This window comes from Pseudomonas sp. TH08 (assembly GCF_016651275.1).
Classification (GTDB): Bacteria; Pseudomonadota; Gammaproteobacteria; order Pseudomonadales; family Pseudomonadaceae; genus Aquipseudomonas.
Window position 1 is genome coordinate 474,801 of sequence record NZ_JAEKEE010000003.1, and the last position, 15,511, is coordinate 490,311.

At 58.7% G+C, this 15,511-nt stretch carries 13 protein-coding genes; 5 read left to right on the forward strand and 8 right to left on the reverse strand.

Translation table 11 applies throughout. The annotated features are described in order from the left end of the window. Positions 1–7: 7 nt before the first annotated feature. The 6 genes from cysG to JFT91_RS15570 form a co-directional block, all read right to left on the reverse strand. Positions 8–1,402, reverse strand: coding sequence for a siroheme synthase CysG (gene cysG / locus JFT91_RS15545; protein WP_201226360.1), 1,395 nt, complete (start codon positions 1,400–1,402; stop codon positions 8–10). After that, on the reverse strand, positions 1,403–2,683 hold the full coding sequence (gene serS / locus JFT91_RS15550) for a serine--tRNA ligase (protein ID WP_007908080.1): 1,281 nt from the start codon (positions 2,681–2,683) through the stop codon (positions 1,403–1,405). It abuts the gene before it with no gap. Positions 2,684–2,698: 15 nt separating this feature from the next. Then, on the reverse strand, positions 2,699–3,073 hold the full coding sequence (gene crcB, locus JFT91_RS15555; RefSeq protein ID WP_053121588.1) for a fluoride efflux transporter CrcB: 375 nt from the start codon (positions 3,071–3,073) through the stop codon (positions 2,699–2,701). Further along, positions 3,073–4,395 carry a replication-associated recombination protein A gene (locus JFT91_RS15560; protein WP_201226361.1) on the reverse strand — a complete coding sequence of 441 codons (1,323 nt, stop codon included), beginning with the start codon at positions 4,393–4,395 and terminating at the stop codon, positions 3,073–3,075. Before JFT91_RS15560 ends, crcB begins: the two co-directional genes overlap by 1 nt. A 249-nt stretch (positions 4,396–4,644) precedes the next feature. Beyond that, positions 4,645–5,265 (reverse strand): outer membrane lipoprotein periplasmic chaperone LolA, encoded by a 621-nt coding sequence (gene lolA, locus JFT91_RS15565; protein ID WP_008087013.1) that lies wholly within the window; start codon positions 5,263–5,265, stop codon positions 4,645–4,647. A 67-nt stretch (positions 5,266–5,332) separates the two neighbouring features. Continuing rightward, complete coding sequence (locus tag JFT91_RS15570; protein WP_201232944.1) at positions 5,333–7,741, reverse strand: DNA translocase FtsK; 2,409 nt, start codon at positions 7,739–7,741, stop codon at positions 5,333–5,335. A gap of 296 nt (positions 7,742–8,037) precedes the next feature. Here JFT91_RS15570 and trxB point away from each other — a divergent pair, with 296 nt between their 5' ends. The 4 genes from trxB to infA all read left to right on the forward strand — a co-directional run bounded on the left by trxB (position 8,038) and on the right by infA (position 10,837). Next, the gene (trxB, locus tag JFT91_RS15575) at positions 8,038–8,997 is read left to right on the forward strand and encodes a thioredoxin-disulfide reductase (RefSeq protein ID WP_201232945.1); all 960 of its coding nucleotides are present in this window, start codon (positions 8,038–8,040) and stop codon (positions 8,995–8,997) included. A 63-nt stretch (positions 8,998–9,060) separates the two neighbouring features. Continuing rightward, positions 9,061–9,741 (forward strand): leucyl/phenylalanyl-tRNA--protein transferase, encoded by a 681-nt coding sequence (gene aat, locus JFT91_RS15580; RefSeq protein WP_201226364.1) that lies wholly within the window; start codon positions 9,061–9,063, stop codon positions 9,739–9,741. A gap of 57 nt (positions 9,742–9,798) precedes the next feature. Continuing rightward, complete coding sequence (locus JFT91_RS15585; protein ID WP_201148846.1) at positions 9,799–10,506, forward strand: arginyltransferase; 708 nt, start codon at positions 9,799–9,801, stop codon at positions 10,504–10,506. Positions 10,507–10,618: 112 nt separating this feature from the next. Then, entirely contained in the window at positions 10,619–10,837 is a 219-nt protein-coding gene (gene infA, locus JFT91_RS15590; protein WP_002553999.1) for a translation initiation factor IF-1, read from the forward strand. 1,417 nt (positions 10,838–12,254) lie between these two features. Here infA and clpA read toward each other — a convergent pair. Both clpA and clpS read right to left on the reverse strand, forming a co-directional pair. Further along, on the reverse strand, positions 12,255–14,525 hold the full coding sequence (clpA, locus tag JFT91_RS15595; RefSeq protein ID WP_201226366.1) for an ATP-dependent Clp protease ATP-binding subunit ClpA: 2,271 nt from the start codon (positions 14,523–14,525) through the stop codon (positions 12,255–12,257). A gap of 30 nt (positions 14,526–14,555) precedes the next feature. Next, positions 14,556–14,939, reverse strand: coding sequence for an ATP-dependent Clp protease adapter ClpS (clpS, locus tag JFT91_RS15600; RefSeq protein WP_011334948.1), 384 nt, complete (start codon positions 14,937–14,939; stop codon positions 14,556–14,558). A 225-nt stretch (positions 14,940–15,164) separates the two neighbouring features. Here clpS and JFT91_RS15605 point away from each other — a divergent pair, with 225 nt between their 5' ends. After that, a complete protein-coding gene (locus JFT91_RS15605; protein ID WP_201232947.1) occupies positions 15,165–15,446 on the forward strand; it encodes a cold shock domain-containing protein in 282 nt (93 codons plus the stop codon). Positions 15,447–15,511: the final 65 nt, after the last annotated feature.

A 15,511-nucleotide genomic window follows, 5' to 3' on the forward strand; every position in this document is an offset into this window, starting at 1 on the left:
TCGGTATTCAGACCTGCGCCTGAGCGCCTTCGAACCAAGCCAGCTTTTCACGCAGTTGCACCACTTCACCGACGATCACCAGCGTTGGCGCATGCACTTCATGCTCCGCCACCAGTCGCGGCAAATCGGCCAGCGTGCCGGTGAAGACCCGCTGATTGACCGTGGTGCCCTGCTGAATCAGCGCTGCCGGGGTATCTGCCGAACGCCCGTGCTTGATCAACTCCTCACAAATCACCGGCAACCCGACCAGGCCCATATAGAACACCAGCGTCTGCGCCGGCGCGACAAGGTCGGCCCACGGCAGATCGGTGGAACCGTCCTTCAAGTGCCCGGTAACGAAGCGAACTGACTGCGCGTAATCACGATGGGTCAGCGGAATCCCGGCATACGCCGCGCAACCACTGGCCGCTGTAATGCCCGGTACCACCTGGAAGGGAATGCCGTGAGCTGCCAATTCCTCGATCTCTTCGCCGCCGCGGCCGAAGATGAACGGATCACCGCCCTTCAAGCGCACCACGCGCTTGCCGGCCTTGGCCAGATCCACCAGTTGCTGGTTGATCTGGTCCTGCGGCACAGCATGTTCGGCGCGACGCTTGCCGACGTAAACCCGCTCGGCATCACGACGGCACAGCTCGATAATCGCTGGGGCGACCAAACGGTCGTACAGCACCACATCGGCCTGCTGCATCAATCGCAAGGCCTTGAAGGTCAGCAGATCCGGGTCACCCGGACCCGCGCCAACCAAATACACCTCACCGGTGGTGACTGCCGCCTCGCCATCGATCTTGGCTTGCAGCAGACGTTCGGCTTCGGCGCCCTGCCCGGCCAGTTGCCGATCGGCAATCGGGCCTTGAAACACGTCTTCCCAAAACCCACGACGTTGCTGCACATCCGGAAACAGGCTTTTCACCTGGTTACGAAAACGTGCAGCGAGTCCGGCCAATTGGCCGTAAGTTGACGGAATCCAGGTTTCAATCTTGGCGCGAATCAACCGCGCCAGCACTGGCGCATCGCCGCCGCTGGAAATAGCCACGATAAGCGGCGAGCGATCCACAATCGCCGGGAAGATCACGCTGCACAAGGCAGGCGCGTCGACCACGTTGACCGGTACACAGCGGCGATGAGCATCGGAAGAAACTTGTGCGTTCAGCGCTTCGTCGTCAGTGGCAGCGATGATCAGCCCGCAACCGTCCAGATCCGCTTCGACGTAACCGCGCAACAGGCATTCGCCGCCAGAGGCGACGACCAGTTCACGCAGTTGCGCTTCGATTTCAGGTGCGACCACCCGCAGCAGCGCACCGGCATCGGCCAGCAGGCGGGATTTGCGCAAGGCAATTTCCCCCCCACCGACGACCAACACACGACTGCCGCGCAGGTTGTGAAACAGCGGCAGATATTTCATTTAGCCGATGACCTCAAGGCCACCCATGTACGGCTTCAGTACGTCCGGCACACGGATCGAGCCGTCAGCCTGCTGGTAGTTTTCCAGCACCGCAACGAGGGTACGCCCCACCGCCAGACCGGAACCGTTCAGGGTGTGTACCAGTTCAGGCTTGCCGGTTTCCGGGTTACGGAAACGTGCTTGCATGCGACGGGCCTGGAAGTCGCCGCAGTTCGAGCACGAGGAGATTTCGCGGTACTTGTCCTGGCTCGGGATCCACACTTCGAGGTCGTACGTCTTGACCGCGCTGAAGCCCATATCGCCGGTGCACAGCGCCAGGGTGCGATAAGGCAGACCCAGCAGTTGCAGGACTTTTTCGGCGTTGGCGGTCAGGCCTTCCAGCGCTTCCATCGAGGTCGATGGCTCTACGATCTGGACCATTTCAACTTTGTCGAACTGGTGCTGACGAATCATGCCGCGAGTGTCGCGACCCGACGCGCCGGCTTCGCTGCGGAAGCACGGGGTATGGGCGACGAACTTGATCGGCAACAGTTTCGAGTCAACGATTTCGCCAGCAACGATGTTGGTCAGCGACACTTCGGCGGTCGGGATCAGGTACAGATCGGCTTCGCCTTCGCGGGCGATCTTGAACAGGTCTTCTTCGAACTTCGGCAGTTGACCGGTGCCTTGCAGGGCTGGAGCCTGAACCAGATAAGGCGTGTAAGCCTCTTCGTAGCCGTGCTCGTTGACGTGCAGGTTGATCATGAACTGCGCCAGTGCGCGGTGCAGACGCGCGATCGGGCCACGCAACAGCGCGAAACGTGCGCCGGACAGCTTGGCGGCGGTTTCAAAGTCCAGCCAGCCGAACTTCTCGCCCAGGGCAACGTGGTCTTTCACTTCGAAATCGAACGCAGTCGGGGTGCCCCAGCGACGCACCTCGACGTTGTCGTCTTCGTCTTTGCCGACCGGAACGGATTCGTGCGGCAGGTTCGGGATGCCCAGCAGGATCGAATCCAGTTCGGTCTGGATCGCGTCCAGCTCGACTTTACCGGCACTCAATTCGCCCGCCATACGCTCGACGTCCGCCATCAACGGCGCGATGTCTTCGCCGCGCTGCTTGGCCTGACCGATGGATTTGGAACGCGCGTTACGCTCAGCCTGCAGTGCTTCGGTGCGGGTCTGGACGGTCTTGCGCTGTTCTTCCAGCGCTTCGATGCGCGCGGTATCCAGGGCAAAGCCACGGGAAGCCAGGCGGTCCGCTACGTCCTGGAGGTTGCTACGTAACAGTTTGGAATCGAGCATGTCGGTTTCTCGTTATCAAAGTTTGGTCAAAGACAGGCCAGCCCACGTCGCGAGCAGCCCGCCGAATACGCTGAGTGCCGCATAGCCCAGGGCTAGCGGCACCTGCCCGCTTTCCAGCAGGCGCACCGTATCCAGTGAAAAGGATGAAAAAGTCGTCAGCCCCCCGAGGAAGCCGACCATCAACCCGGCGCGCACCTCGATCGGCACTTCCGGGCGTATCAAAAACAGGCCGTACAACACGCCAATCAGCAGACAGCCCACGATATTAACGGCCAGCGTCGCGGTATAGAAGTGCCGCGGCCAATTGGCGTTGATCCAATTGCCAGTGGCGAAGCGCAACAACGTGCCGGCAACCCCGCCGGCGGAGACCGCAATGATCAATGGAAGCACTATTTTCTCCGCTGCCGAGGGCTTAAACGGTCAAGTTGCGCGAGGTGGTTGAGCTTCTCGCCGATCTTCAATTCGAGGCCGCGCGGCACTGGTTGGTAGAACGGGATCGGCTCGAGTTCTTCCGGAAAATAGTCTTCACCAGCGGCGTAAGCGTCCGGTTCATCGTGGGCGTAGCGGTATTCGTCGCCGTAGCCCAATTGCTTCATCAGTTTGGTCGGCGCATTGCGCAAGTGCAGCGGCACTTCCAGCGAACCGTGTTCGGCGGCAGCGCGCAGGGCGGTTTTGAACCCCATGTACACCGCGTTGCTTTTTGGCGCGCAGGCCAGATAGGTGATGGCTTGAGCTACGGCCAACTCGCCTTCCGGGCTGCCGAGACGCTCTTGCACTTCCCATGCGGCGAGGCAAAGGCTCAGCGCGCGGGGATCGGCATTGCCGATGTCTTCGCTGGCCATGCGCACCACGCGCCGCGCCAGGTACAGCGGATCGCAACCGCCGTCGATCATCCGCGCAAACCAGTACAAAGCGCCGTCGGGGTTGGAGCCGCGTACCGACTTGTGCAGCGCCGAGATCTGGTCGTAGAACGCTTCGCCGCCCTTGTCGAAACGCCGACGCGTATCGCCGAGCAGACTTTGCAGGAGCTCGGTACCGATCTCGCTGTTGTCTTCGGCCAGATCAGAGGCGTTTTCCAGCAGATTGAGCAGACGTCGGCCATCGCCATCGGCGGCCGACAGCAGCATCTGGAAACCTTCGTCGTTGAGCGTCAGGTTGCGTTTGCCCAGGCCGCGCTCTTCGGTAAGGGCGCGGTGCACCAGTTTGCGCAGCGCCGCCTCGTCGAGGCTTTTCAGCACGTAGACGCGGGCACGCGACAACAAGGCGTTGTTGAGTTCAAACGAAGGGTTTTCGGTGGTAGCGCCGATGAAGATCAGCGTGCCGTCTTCAACGTACGGCAGGAACGCGTCCTGCTGGGATTTGTTGAAACGGTGTACTTCATCGACGAACAGAATCGTGCGCTTGCCGTACTGGCCGGCCTGCTGCTTGGCGATTTCAACGGCCTGACGGATCTCCTTGACCCCGGCGAGCACTGCCGAGACTGTTTCGAAGTGCGCGTCCGAGACTTCCGCGAGCAACCGTGCCAACGTGGTTTTACCCACGCCCGGCGGGCCCCAGAAGATCATCGAATGCAGGGCGCCCTGCTCCAGCGCCTCACGCAAAGGCTTGCCGCGAGCGAGTAAGTGCTCCTGACCGACGTACTCATCCAGATTGGTCGCGCGCAAACGCGCGGCCAGTGGCTGGGCAATCGGTGCACTGCGAAACAGATCCATCACGTAACGTTGAAACCTCTGATTTTCGAATTCTGTGGAAAACCCTGTGAAAACCTATTGGTGAACCCTGTGGTGAGGGGATTTATCCCCGACCGGCTGCGCAGCAGTCGTAAAACCATTCTACGCGGTACGTCTGACTCAACCGGGTTGCAGGTTTTGGGGCTGCTTCGCAGCCCATCGAGGCGGTGCGACGTCTCGCTAAATCCCCTCGCCACAAAAAGCCCCTAGGCAACGCCACTGGGCCGGGGTTTATTCCTGGATCACGTCCGCACCCTTGGGGATGTCGAACTTGAATTTCGAGGCTGGCACTGGTTCGTTGGCCTTGACCCCGGTGAACAGGATGTTGGTGCGCTGGCCGACACTGTCGATCAGCTGCATGTCATTGAGCAGACCGTTGCGGAACGACAGGCGCAGGTTGTCGAACAGGGTGTCCTTGGTTTTCGGCTTGAGGGTGAAGTCGATCACGCCGCCCGCCTCTTTCGCGCTGATGTCGAAGCTCTGGCTGATCTTCGACACGTCACCGGACAGCAGCAGCGCCGGGGTCTGGGTCAGACGCTCATCGAGCTTCTTGATGGTCGCCTGTTCCAGATCCGGATCCCACAGGGTGACCTTCTTGCCGTCGGAAACCATGGTCTGCTCGGCCGGCGCATTGGTGTGCCAGTAGAACAGGCCCGGACGCTGCAGGGTCATGTCGCCGGTAGTTTCCTGCAACTGAGTGCCGCTGCCATCGAGGGTCAGCTGCGAAAAGTTCGCGCTCAGGGTCTTGGATGTTTCCAGCAGTTGGGTCAGACGAGCCACGTCCTTGTCATCGGCGTGGGCCGTGAGTGTGGTCAAAGCCAATACTGGCAGCAGCATGCGGATAAGACGCATGGGAGTCCTCTTGAATACTCGTTGGGAGAGCGGCGGCACATCATTGTCCCGCCTCTTGCTTTTGCAATCAGTCGCGTACCGGGCCAGGAGCCAGGACTTCACGCGAACCGTTGGTGTTCATTGATGTGACGACCCCAGCCATTTCCATGGCTTCGATCATCCGTGCCGCGCGGTTGTAACCGATCTTCAGCTTGCGCTGCACAGCGGAAATCGAGGCTCGACGGCTTTCCAGCACGAACTGCACGGCTTCGTCGTACAGCGCGTCGGTTTCAGGATCATCGCCATCGCCGCCACCGCTGCTGCCTTCAAAACCGCTGCCCGCCTCTTCGACACCGTTGAGGATGTCGTCGTTGTATTCCGGTGCGCCGCGCAGTTTCCACGCCTCGACCACACGGTGAACTTCTTCATCGGACACGAACGCACCGTGAACGCGGATCGGCAGGCTGGTGCCTGGCGGCATGTAGAGCATGTCACCGTGGCCGAGCAGTTGTTCGGCACCGCCCTGATCGATGATCGTACGGGAGTCGATCTTGCTCGACACCTGGAACGCCATGCGCGTCGGAATGTTGGCCTTGATCAGACCGGTGATCACGTCAACCGACGGCCGCTGGGTCGCAAGGATCAAGTGAATACCGGCGGCACGCGCCTTCTGGGCGATACGGGCGATCAGTTCTTCGACCTTCTTGCCGACGATCATCATCATGTCGGCGAATTCGTCGACGACCACTACAATGGTCGGCAGCTTGGTCAGCAGCGGCGCTTCGTCGTGGATGCTTTCGCGCTTGTACAACGGATCAGTCAGCGGTTCGCCGGCGTCCTGGGCTTCCTTGACCTTGGCGTTGAAGCCGGACAGGTTACGCACGCCCATTTTTGCCATCAGCTTATAGCGGCGCTCCATCTCGGCAACGCTCCAGCGCAGGGCATTGGCGGCGTCCTTCATATCGGTCACGACCGGGCAGAGCAAGTGCGGAATGCCTTCGTAGATCGACAATTCCAACATTTTCGGGTCGATCATGATCAGCTTGGCGTCTTCCGGCCCAGACTTGAACAGGATCGACAGGATCATCGCGTTCACGCCCACCGATTTACCGGAACCGGTGGTACCGGCCACCAGCAAGTGCGGCATTTTCGCCAGGTCGGTGATGACCGGTTTACCCCCGATATCGTGCCCCAAGGCCAAGGTAACCGGCGATTTGAAGTTGTCGTACTCGGGCGTCGACAGCACTTCGGAGAAGCGCACGATCTGCCGGTCTTCGTTCGGGATCTCGATACCGACCGTGGTCTTGCCCGGAATCACCTCAACCACACGCACACTGGTCACGGCCAGGGAACGAGCAAGGTCTTTCGCCAGGTTAGCGATACGGCTGACTTTGACGCCGGCCGCCGGCTGGATTTCGTACCGGGTAATCACCGGGCCCGGATGGATCGAATCCACCGTGACCTCGACGCCGAACTCCTTGAGTTTGATCTCCAGCAAGTGGCCGACCGCTGCCAGGGACTCCGGCGAGTAATTGAGTTGTTTCTTTTCCGCAGGGTCGAGAATCGAGATCGGCGGCAAAGTGCCTTCGACGGCGCTGTCGACGAACAACGGCGCCTGCTTCTCTTTTTGCACGCGCTTGCTTGGCTCGGGGGCCTTCGCCGGGGCTGGCGCAATGACTGGCGGCACCTGTTTCTCGCGGTCAGACATGTGCTTGCTCAGCGCTTGTTCACGCTCGATCAATCGTTCCTTGACCTTGGCCTGCTCACGCTTGTCGGTGACCGTCGGCGCGACCACGTCATGCACGCGATCATCGACTTCACGCAGTTGCGCAACCAGTTGTTTGCGTTCGGTACGCGCCGACCACCAGCGATTGAGCGCGCCCTGAAACAGCTCGAACAGGTCGAGGGTGATCTTGCCGGTAATGTCCATCACCTTGAACCACGACAGGTCGGTAAACACCGTCAGGCCGAACAGGAACAGCGCAATGAACAGCAATGTGCTGCCCTGAATGTTCAGCGCATTCTTCGCCAGATCGCCAAGGCTCTCGCCCAAAGCGCCACCAGCACCTGCCGGCAGACCGGTCGCGGCATGGAAATGGATGTGCGCCAGCGCAGCGCCGGACAGCACCAGAAACACCAGACCGATCAGGCGCCAGGAGAACAGCCAGCCGCTCCACTGCCACGGTTCATGGCGCTGACGGAAGATCTGATAGGCCTTGATCGCCAGCAGCAACGGGAAGATGTAAGCGAAATAACCCAACACCATGAACAGAATATCGGCGCTGTAGGAGCCCGCCGGGCCGCCGAAGTTCTGCACGTCGTCGATCTTGCTGTTGTGGCTCCAGCCCGGATCGTCCTTGCCATAGGTCAGCAAGGCCATCATCAGGAACAGGCACAAGGCGCCAATGGCGATCAATGCACCTTCCTTGAGCCGGTAGTGCAACTGTTGGCGCCAGAGCGGAACGACTGTTTTGGGTGCTGCGGTGGATTTCTTCAAAACGCTACTTTTCCTGCGCCCGAGGCGCGTCCATCTATTGAATGACGATAAAAAACTGCCCAATCCAGGCAGGTAAAAAGTTGACGGGCACAACTGAGACTACTTTTAACACTGCGCTGCAGCTTTTATAAACACGGCGCGCGGCGAATATTCTGTAACAGCCCGGCATTGTACGGGTTTGTGCGTCCGATGCCATGCTTCAAACCCCAGTGTTGAGCATAGTCAGACTCGCAGAACCTGCGACTCAATTTGAGCATGCATTACCTTTTGTGACAAAGGCTTATGAGGTGTATTTGATGAACGTAGCGAAGCATTCACGCCTGATCATTCTCGGCTCTGGCCCTGCAGGCTACAGCGCCGCCGTCTATGCCGCCCGCGCCAACCTCAAACCCGTGGTCATCACCGGGCTACAGGCCGGTGGCCAGCTCACCACGACCGTCGAAGTCGATAACTGGCCCGGCGACGTCGAAGGCTTGACCGGCCCGGTGCTGATGGAGCGCATGCAGAAACACGCTGAACGCTTTGCCACAGAGATCGTTTACGACCACATCCACACCGCCAAGTTGCAGCAACGCCCGTTTGAACTCATCGGCGACAGCGGCACTTACACCTGTGACGCGCTGATCATCGCCACTGGCGCCTCGGCGCAGTATCTGGGCCTGCCCTCGGAAGAGGCCTTCGCCGGCAAGGGTGTTTCCGCTTGCGCGACCTGTGACGGCTTTTTTTATCGCAATCAGGTTGTCGCCGTGATCGGTGGCGGAAATACCGCTGTCGAGGAGGCACTGTACCTGTCGAACATCGCCAAGGAAGTGCACCTGATCCATCGGCGCGACAAACTGCGCTCGGAGAAAATCCTCCAGGACAAACTCTTCGAGAAAGCCGCCAACGGCAATGTCCGCCTGCACTGGAACCAGAATCTCGACGAAGTGCTCGGCGATGCCAGCGGCGTCACCGGCGCCCGCCTGCGCGACAGCCATACCGGCGCAACCCGCGAAATGGCCTTGGCAGGCGTGTTCATCGCTATCGGTCACAAACCCAACACCGACCTGTTTCTGGGCCAGTTGCCAATGCACGACGGTTATCTACGGATCAAGGGCGGCAGCGACGGTGACGCCACCGCTACAGAGATCCCCGGGGTGTTTGCCGCCGGCGACGTCGCCGACCATGTCTACCGTCAGGCCGTGACCTCGGCCGGCGCCGGTTGCATGGCCGCGCTCGATGCCGAGAAGTATCTGGACGACATTCCGGTCATTTAACGGCACACTTTAGCGCGGGCCAAACGGCCCGTACCGCCCTCCCCTTCTGCAAGCCTGGATGCCATGCTGACTTGGTTACAACGTAATTCCCTGACGTTTCCGCCACTGGAAAAGGCCATGCGCGAGCCTAACGGATTGCTCGCTGCGGGCGGCGATCTGTCCGCCGATCGATTGATCCAGGCTTATCGCCATGGTTGTTTCCCATGGTTCTCTGAAGGCCAGCCGATTCTCTGGTGGTCGCCGGATCCGCGCACCGTGCTGTTTCCCGACGAACTGCATGTCTCGCGCAGCCTCGGCAAATTGCTGCGCCAAGAACGTTACCAGGTCACCTTCGATCAGGACTTTGACGCGGTGATCCGCGCCTGCGCCGCGCCACGGGACTACGCCGACGGCACCTGGATCACCGAAGCCATGCAGAATGCCTACATTGAATTGCATCGACGCGGGTTCGCCCATTCTGTGGAAGTCTGGGATCAAGGCGAACTGGTCGGCGGACTTTATGGCTTGGCGATGGGCCAGCTGTTTTTTGGTGAGTCCATGTTCAGTCGCGCCGATAACGCTTCCAAATATGGCTTCGCCACCCTGGTGCGCCACTTGAAAGACTCGGGTTTTGTGTTGATCGACTGCCAGATGCCGACCGATCATCTGCACAGTCTCGGTGCGCGGGCGATACCCCGCCACGCATTCGCGGACTATCTGGCCCGGCACCTCGATCAACCCAATCACGCCACTTGGGTTTGCTGAGCGACTTTTGCGCGCGTGGCTTACACTTAATTCACCAGCTTATCCCGAGGGTTGATCATGACCGAGTTGGCGCGTTTGAAGTTCTATGCCACTCAGCCTCACTCTTGCAGCTATCTGCCGGAGGAGCAGGCCACGACCCTGTTTCTCGATCCGAGTCAGCCCATGGATGTGCATGTCTACGCAGACCTGTCGGAAATGGGCTTTCGTCGCAGCGGCGATCATCTGTATCGACCTCATTGCCAGAACTGCAATGCGTGCGTGCCTGCGCGCATTCCGGTGGCGCAGTTCACCCCCAATCGTCAGCAGAAGCGTATTTTCAAGCGCAATGCCGATTTACAGGTGCGCCCGGCCAAACCCAAATTCAGCGAAGAATATTTCGATTTGTACCAGCGCTACATAGAACAGCGCCACGCCGATGGCGATATGTACCCGCCGAGCCGTGATCAATTCTCGACTTTTCTGGTGCGCGACCTGCCCTTCTCGCGGTTTTACGAGTTTCGACTCGACGGACGGTTGCTGGCGGTGGCGGTGACCGATTTGCTCCCTAACGGTTTGTCAGCGGTGTACACGTTCTACGAACCTGATGAAGAGCGCCGTAGCCTAGGGCGTTACGCGATCCTTTGGCAGATAGGCGAAAGCCAGCGCCTGGGGCTTGAGGCGGTTTACTTGGGGTACTGGATCAAGAACTGCAAAAAGATGAACTACAAAACCCAATATCGCCCTATCGAATTGCTGATTAATCAGCGCTGGGTCATCCTCAACTGAACACAAGCCGTAAACCCCTTGGCGTAAACCCCATTTTTCGGGCACAATGCACGCCGCTTTTGCCTGGCGCAGTTGCACCGGGCCATTCATTGGATACCGAGGGCTTTACTGCATGTCGAAAGAAGACAGCTTCGAAATGGAAGGCACTGTCGTCGACACCCTGCCCAACACCATGTTTCGTGTGGAGTTGGAAAATGGGCACGTCGTAACCGCGCATATTTCCGGCAAGATGCGCAAGAACTACATTCGTATTCTTACCGGTGACAAAGTGCGCGTCGAGCTGACGCCCTATGACTTGAGCAAAGGGCGCATTACTTACCGCGCTCGTTAATCAAGTCAATACAAGACGCCCGGTTTATGCCGGGCGTTTTTGTATGTGCGTTTTGGGGTTTGGGTTTGGTGGGTTGGGGGCATATCCGTTTTTTCGGGTGCTGCCGCTGGCGGTTTCGCTCTTACAGCGAGTCACCTTTTCCAAACGCCGAAAAGGTAACCCAAAAGGCTTGGCCCCGGCGTACGGCACTTCGCTGAGGCTCAGTGTTCCCTCGCTACGGTGCCCATCCGGGGGCATCGCCTACGGTTTGCTGCGCTGCACCTCCTCTCGATGTGTTTGGCTTCGCCAAACGGCGCTGCGCGCCTACCCCCCGGATGAACACCTCCGCTCGGCCTGCCGAAGGGGCAAAAAATCAAAAGCCAAAGCAAGATCAAAAGATCGCAGCCTGACTTTTCCCCTGTAGGAGCTGCCGAAGGCTGCGATCTTTTGATTTTTTTGTCTTTGGGGTTGGTGGGTTGGGGGCATATCCGTTTTTTCGGGAGCTGCCGCTGGCGGTTTCGCTCTTACAGCGAGTCACCTTTTCCAAACGCCGAAAAGGTAACCCAAAAGGCTTGGCCCCGGCGTACGGCACTTCGCTGAGGCTCAGTGTTCCCTCGCTACGGTGCCCATCCGGGGGCATCGCCTACGGTTTGCTGCGCTGCACCTCCTCTCGATGTGTTTGGCTTCGCCAAACGGCGCTGCGCGCCTAACCCCCGGATGAACACCTTCGCTCGGCCTGCCGAAGGGGCAATAGATCAAAAGCAAAGCCAGAGCCAGAGCCAGAGCAGATCAAAAGATCGCAGCCTTCAGCAGCTCATACAGGGAATGGGTATACCTGCCAGAGCTTGATTGGCTGTAAGGCCGCCATCGCTGGCAAGCCAGCTCCCACAGGGGTCGAGTACAACCGGCAGAAACAGGTCGGATGTCAGGCCGTCATCGCGAGCAGGCTCACTCCTACAATGGGATCGTATGCAGTCTGCTAGAGATTGGTCGGCTGTCAGGCCGCCATCACTGCCACAAAAAACGAGTACACCCCAAAACGCGGCGCATGCCGCCCCACTCAACACAATGAGCGTTAGCTCGAGTACCGCTCTTGATCTCGGAGCCCGTCGGAAGGCTGAGTGGAGGGATTGATCCGGGCGTGGGAGCGCAGCGACCGTTTGGCGCAGCCAAACACAGCGAGAGGAGGTGCAGCGCAGCAAACCGTAGGCGCTGCGCCCGGATCGATCCCGGAGCGAAGGAACCCCGAGCCCCAGCGAGCGGGCCGAACGTAGGAGCAAGCGTTTTTTGCTTACTTTTTTTGGCGTTTGAAAAAAAGTGAGTCGCCGTAAGGGCGAAACCGTAATAAGCCACCACCGCAGCAACGGATATACACCCAAAACCCAAAAACACCAGACAACAAAAAGGCGCCCGAAGGCGCCCTCTTGATCTACAGCCGTCAGGCCATTTCCGCGGTAGTCTCGAAGTCGAAGGTCATCTCGCCATCCTTGATGTCGATGTGAACCACGCCGCCATGCTCGGCCAACTCGCCAAACAGAATCTCCTCCGCCAACGGACGCTTGATCTTGTCCTGAATCAGACGCGCCATCGGACGTGCGCCCATCGCCGAATCATAACCACCCGCCGCCAGCCAACTGCGCGCAGCATCGGTCACTTCCAGCAACACACGCTTGTCTTCCAATTGCGCCTGAAGCTCGGTAAGGAACTTGTCCACCACACTTTTGATGACCTCATGACTGAGGCGACCAAACTGGATAATGGTGTCCAGACGGTTACGGAATTCCGGCGTGAAGCTCTTCTTGATCACTTCCATCGCATCAGACGAGTGATCCTGATGGGTGAAACCGATCGAAGCACGGGCTGCCGTTTCGGCACCGGCGTTGGTCGTCATGATCACGATCACATTGCGGAAGTCCGCCTTGCGCCCGTTGTTATCGGTCAGCGTACCGTGGTCCATCACCTGCAACAGCAGGTTGAAGACTTCCGGGTGCGCCTTCTCGATTTCATCGAGGAGCAATACGCAGTGCGGCTGCTTGGTGATCGCTTCGGTCAACAAACCACCCTGATCGAAGCCGACATAGCCAGGAGGCGCACCGATCAGACGCGATACGGTGTGACGCTCCATGTACTCGGACATGTCGAAACGCACCAGTTCGATGCCCAACGCCTTGGCCAATTGCCGCGCCGCCTCGGTTTTACCCACACCGGTCGGCCCTGCGAACAGGAACGAACCCACAGGCTTGTCAGGCGACTTGAGGCCCGCACGGGACAGCTTGATCGCGGTCGACAGCGAATCGATCGCCGCGTCCTGACCAAACACCGTCAGCTTGAGGTCACGCTCAAGGTTACGCAGCAACTCCTTGTCGGAGCTGGTCACGTGCTTCGGCGGAATCCGCGCAATCTTCGCCACGATGTCTTCGACGTGCGGCACTTCGATGCGTTTGGCACGCTTCTCGACCGGCTGCAGACGCTGGTAGGCACCCGCCTCGTCGATCACGTCGATGGCCTTGTCCGGCATATGCCGGTCATTGATGTAACGCGAGGCCAGTTCAGCAGCCGCACGCAACGCCTCATCGCTGTATTCGATGTTGTGATGCTGTTCGAAACGCCCTTTCAGACCGCGCAGGATACCGATGGTGTCTTCCACCGACGGCTCGACGACATCGACCTTCTGGAAGCGCCGTGCGAGCGCACGATCCTTCTCGAAGATGCCGCGAAACTCCTGGAACGTGGTCGAGCCGATGCAGCGAATGTCGCCAGACGACAGCAGCGGCTTGAGCAGGTTCGAAGCATCCATGACACCACCGGACGCAGCACCCGCACCAATAATGGTGTGAATTTCGTCGATGAACAGGATCGCTTGCGGACGTTTTTTCAGTTCATTGAGCAGCGCCTTGAAGCGCTTCTCGAAATCACCGCGATACTTGGTACCCGCGAGCAGAGCACCCAGATCAAGGGAATAAACAACGCTGCCGGCCAGCAGGTCAGGTACCTGGTTGTCGACAATGCGCTTGGCCAGACCTTCGGCAATCGCGGTTTTACCCACGCCAGCCTCGCCTACCAGCAGCGGATTGTTCTTGCGACGACGCGCCAGAATCTGCGCGACACGCTCGACTTCCATTTCGCGACCGACCAGCGGATCGATACGACCCTGGCGCGCGAGTTCGTTGAGGTTGCTGGCATAAGCATCCAGAGGATTGCCTGAAGAAGAAGACTCACCGCCCTCGTCGTCCTGCATATCTTGTTCACCTTCAGAGTGATCGCCATGCCCCGGCACTTTGGAAATGCCGTGAGCGATGTAATTGACGACATCGATGCGCGCGACGCTCTGCTGTTTCAGCAGAAACACCGCCTGACTCTCTTGCTCACTGAAGATTGCAACCAGCACATTGGCGCCGGTTACTTCGCGTTTGCCCGAGCTCTGTACGTGGAACACAGCACGTTGCAGTACACGCTGGAAGCCCAGAGTTGGCTGGGTTTCGCGATCTTCGTCATGAACGGGGATCAATGGCGTGGTGGAGTCGATGAACTCCTGCAGGTCATGCTTGAGTTTGTCGAGGTTTGCGCCGCAGGCACGCAAAACGGTGGCGGCAGCCTCATTGTCCAATAGGGCCAGCAAAAGGTGTTCGACGGTCATGAATTCATGACGCTTCGAACGAGCCTCCTTGAAGGCAAGATTGAGGGTGACTTCGAGCTCGCGGTTTAACATAGCTTCACCTCATACCCAAGTGGTCGGCGATTAACCGTCCTTCTCGATTTCACAGAGTAGCGGATGCTGGCTTTCCCTGGCGTACTGGTTGACCTGCATTGCCTTTGTCTCGGCGATGTCGCGGGTAAACACTCCACATACTGCCCGTCCTTCTGTGTGGACGGCCAGCATGACCTTGGTCGCCAGCTCGCGATTCAGGTTAAAAAACACCTCGAGCACTTCGACGACGAAATCCATCGGTGTGTAGTCATCGTTAAACAAAACCACCTTGTACATCGGCGGCGCCTGTAACGCAGGCTTTGCTTCCTGAACAGCAACGCCTGCCGAATCGTCGTCGTGCTCCTGTGGAAGATCCTTTTGGAGAAGCGGGCGATCCTGATTGAATGTTAGTCGAATCTGGCTGATTGCATGCATGGGAAAGAAAGGTTCGTCAGTTGTGCAAATACAGTGGTGGGGGCGGCTGTCCACGTTTTCAACTCCGACTGCCCGGTCAGCTTGACTATCGGGAAAACGGTGTTACAACCAATAGAGCCCACAGTGGGTAAAAAAGATCCGCGGAGTCAATTCTTTTAACGAATTAGATTGCGGATGAATTGGATGATACTCCAGCGATGGAGTCTGTTGCAGAGGGATTTGAGCATGGCTGTCGGCAAGGTGAAATGGTTCAACAATGCCAAGGGATTCGGCTTTATCAATACCGACGCCCGCGAAGGACGTGATGAGGACGGCAAAGACATTGATTTCTTTGCGCACTATTCGGCCATTGAAATGGACGGGTACAAAACCCTCAAGGCTGGACAAGACGTGAACTTCGAAATCGTCCAGGGCCCCAAAGGCTTGCACGCGACAAACATTCAGAACGTCGCGACCGCAACAGATGCAGCCTCGACCGCCGCCCTGGCGCAATCGGTCACCAGCTAAAACCAGTTCATCGCCTGCCAGAAAAAAACCGCCCGCCTCGATCACTCGAGACGGGCGGTTTTTCG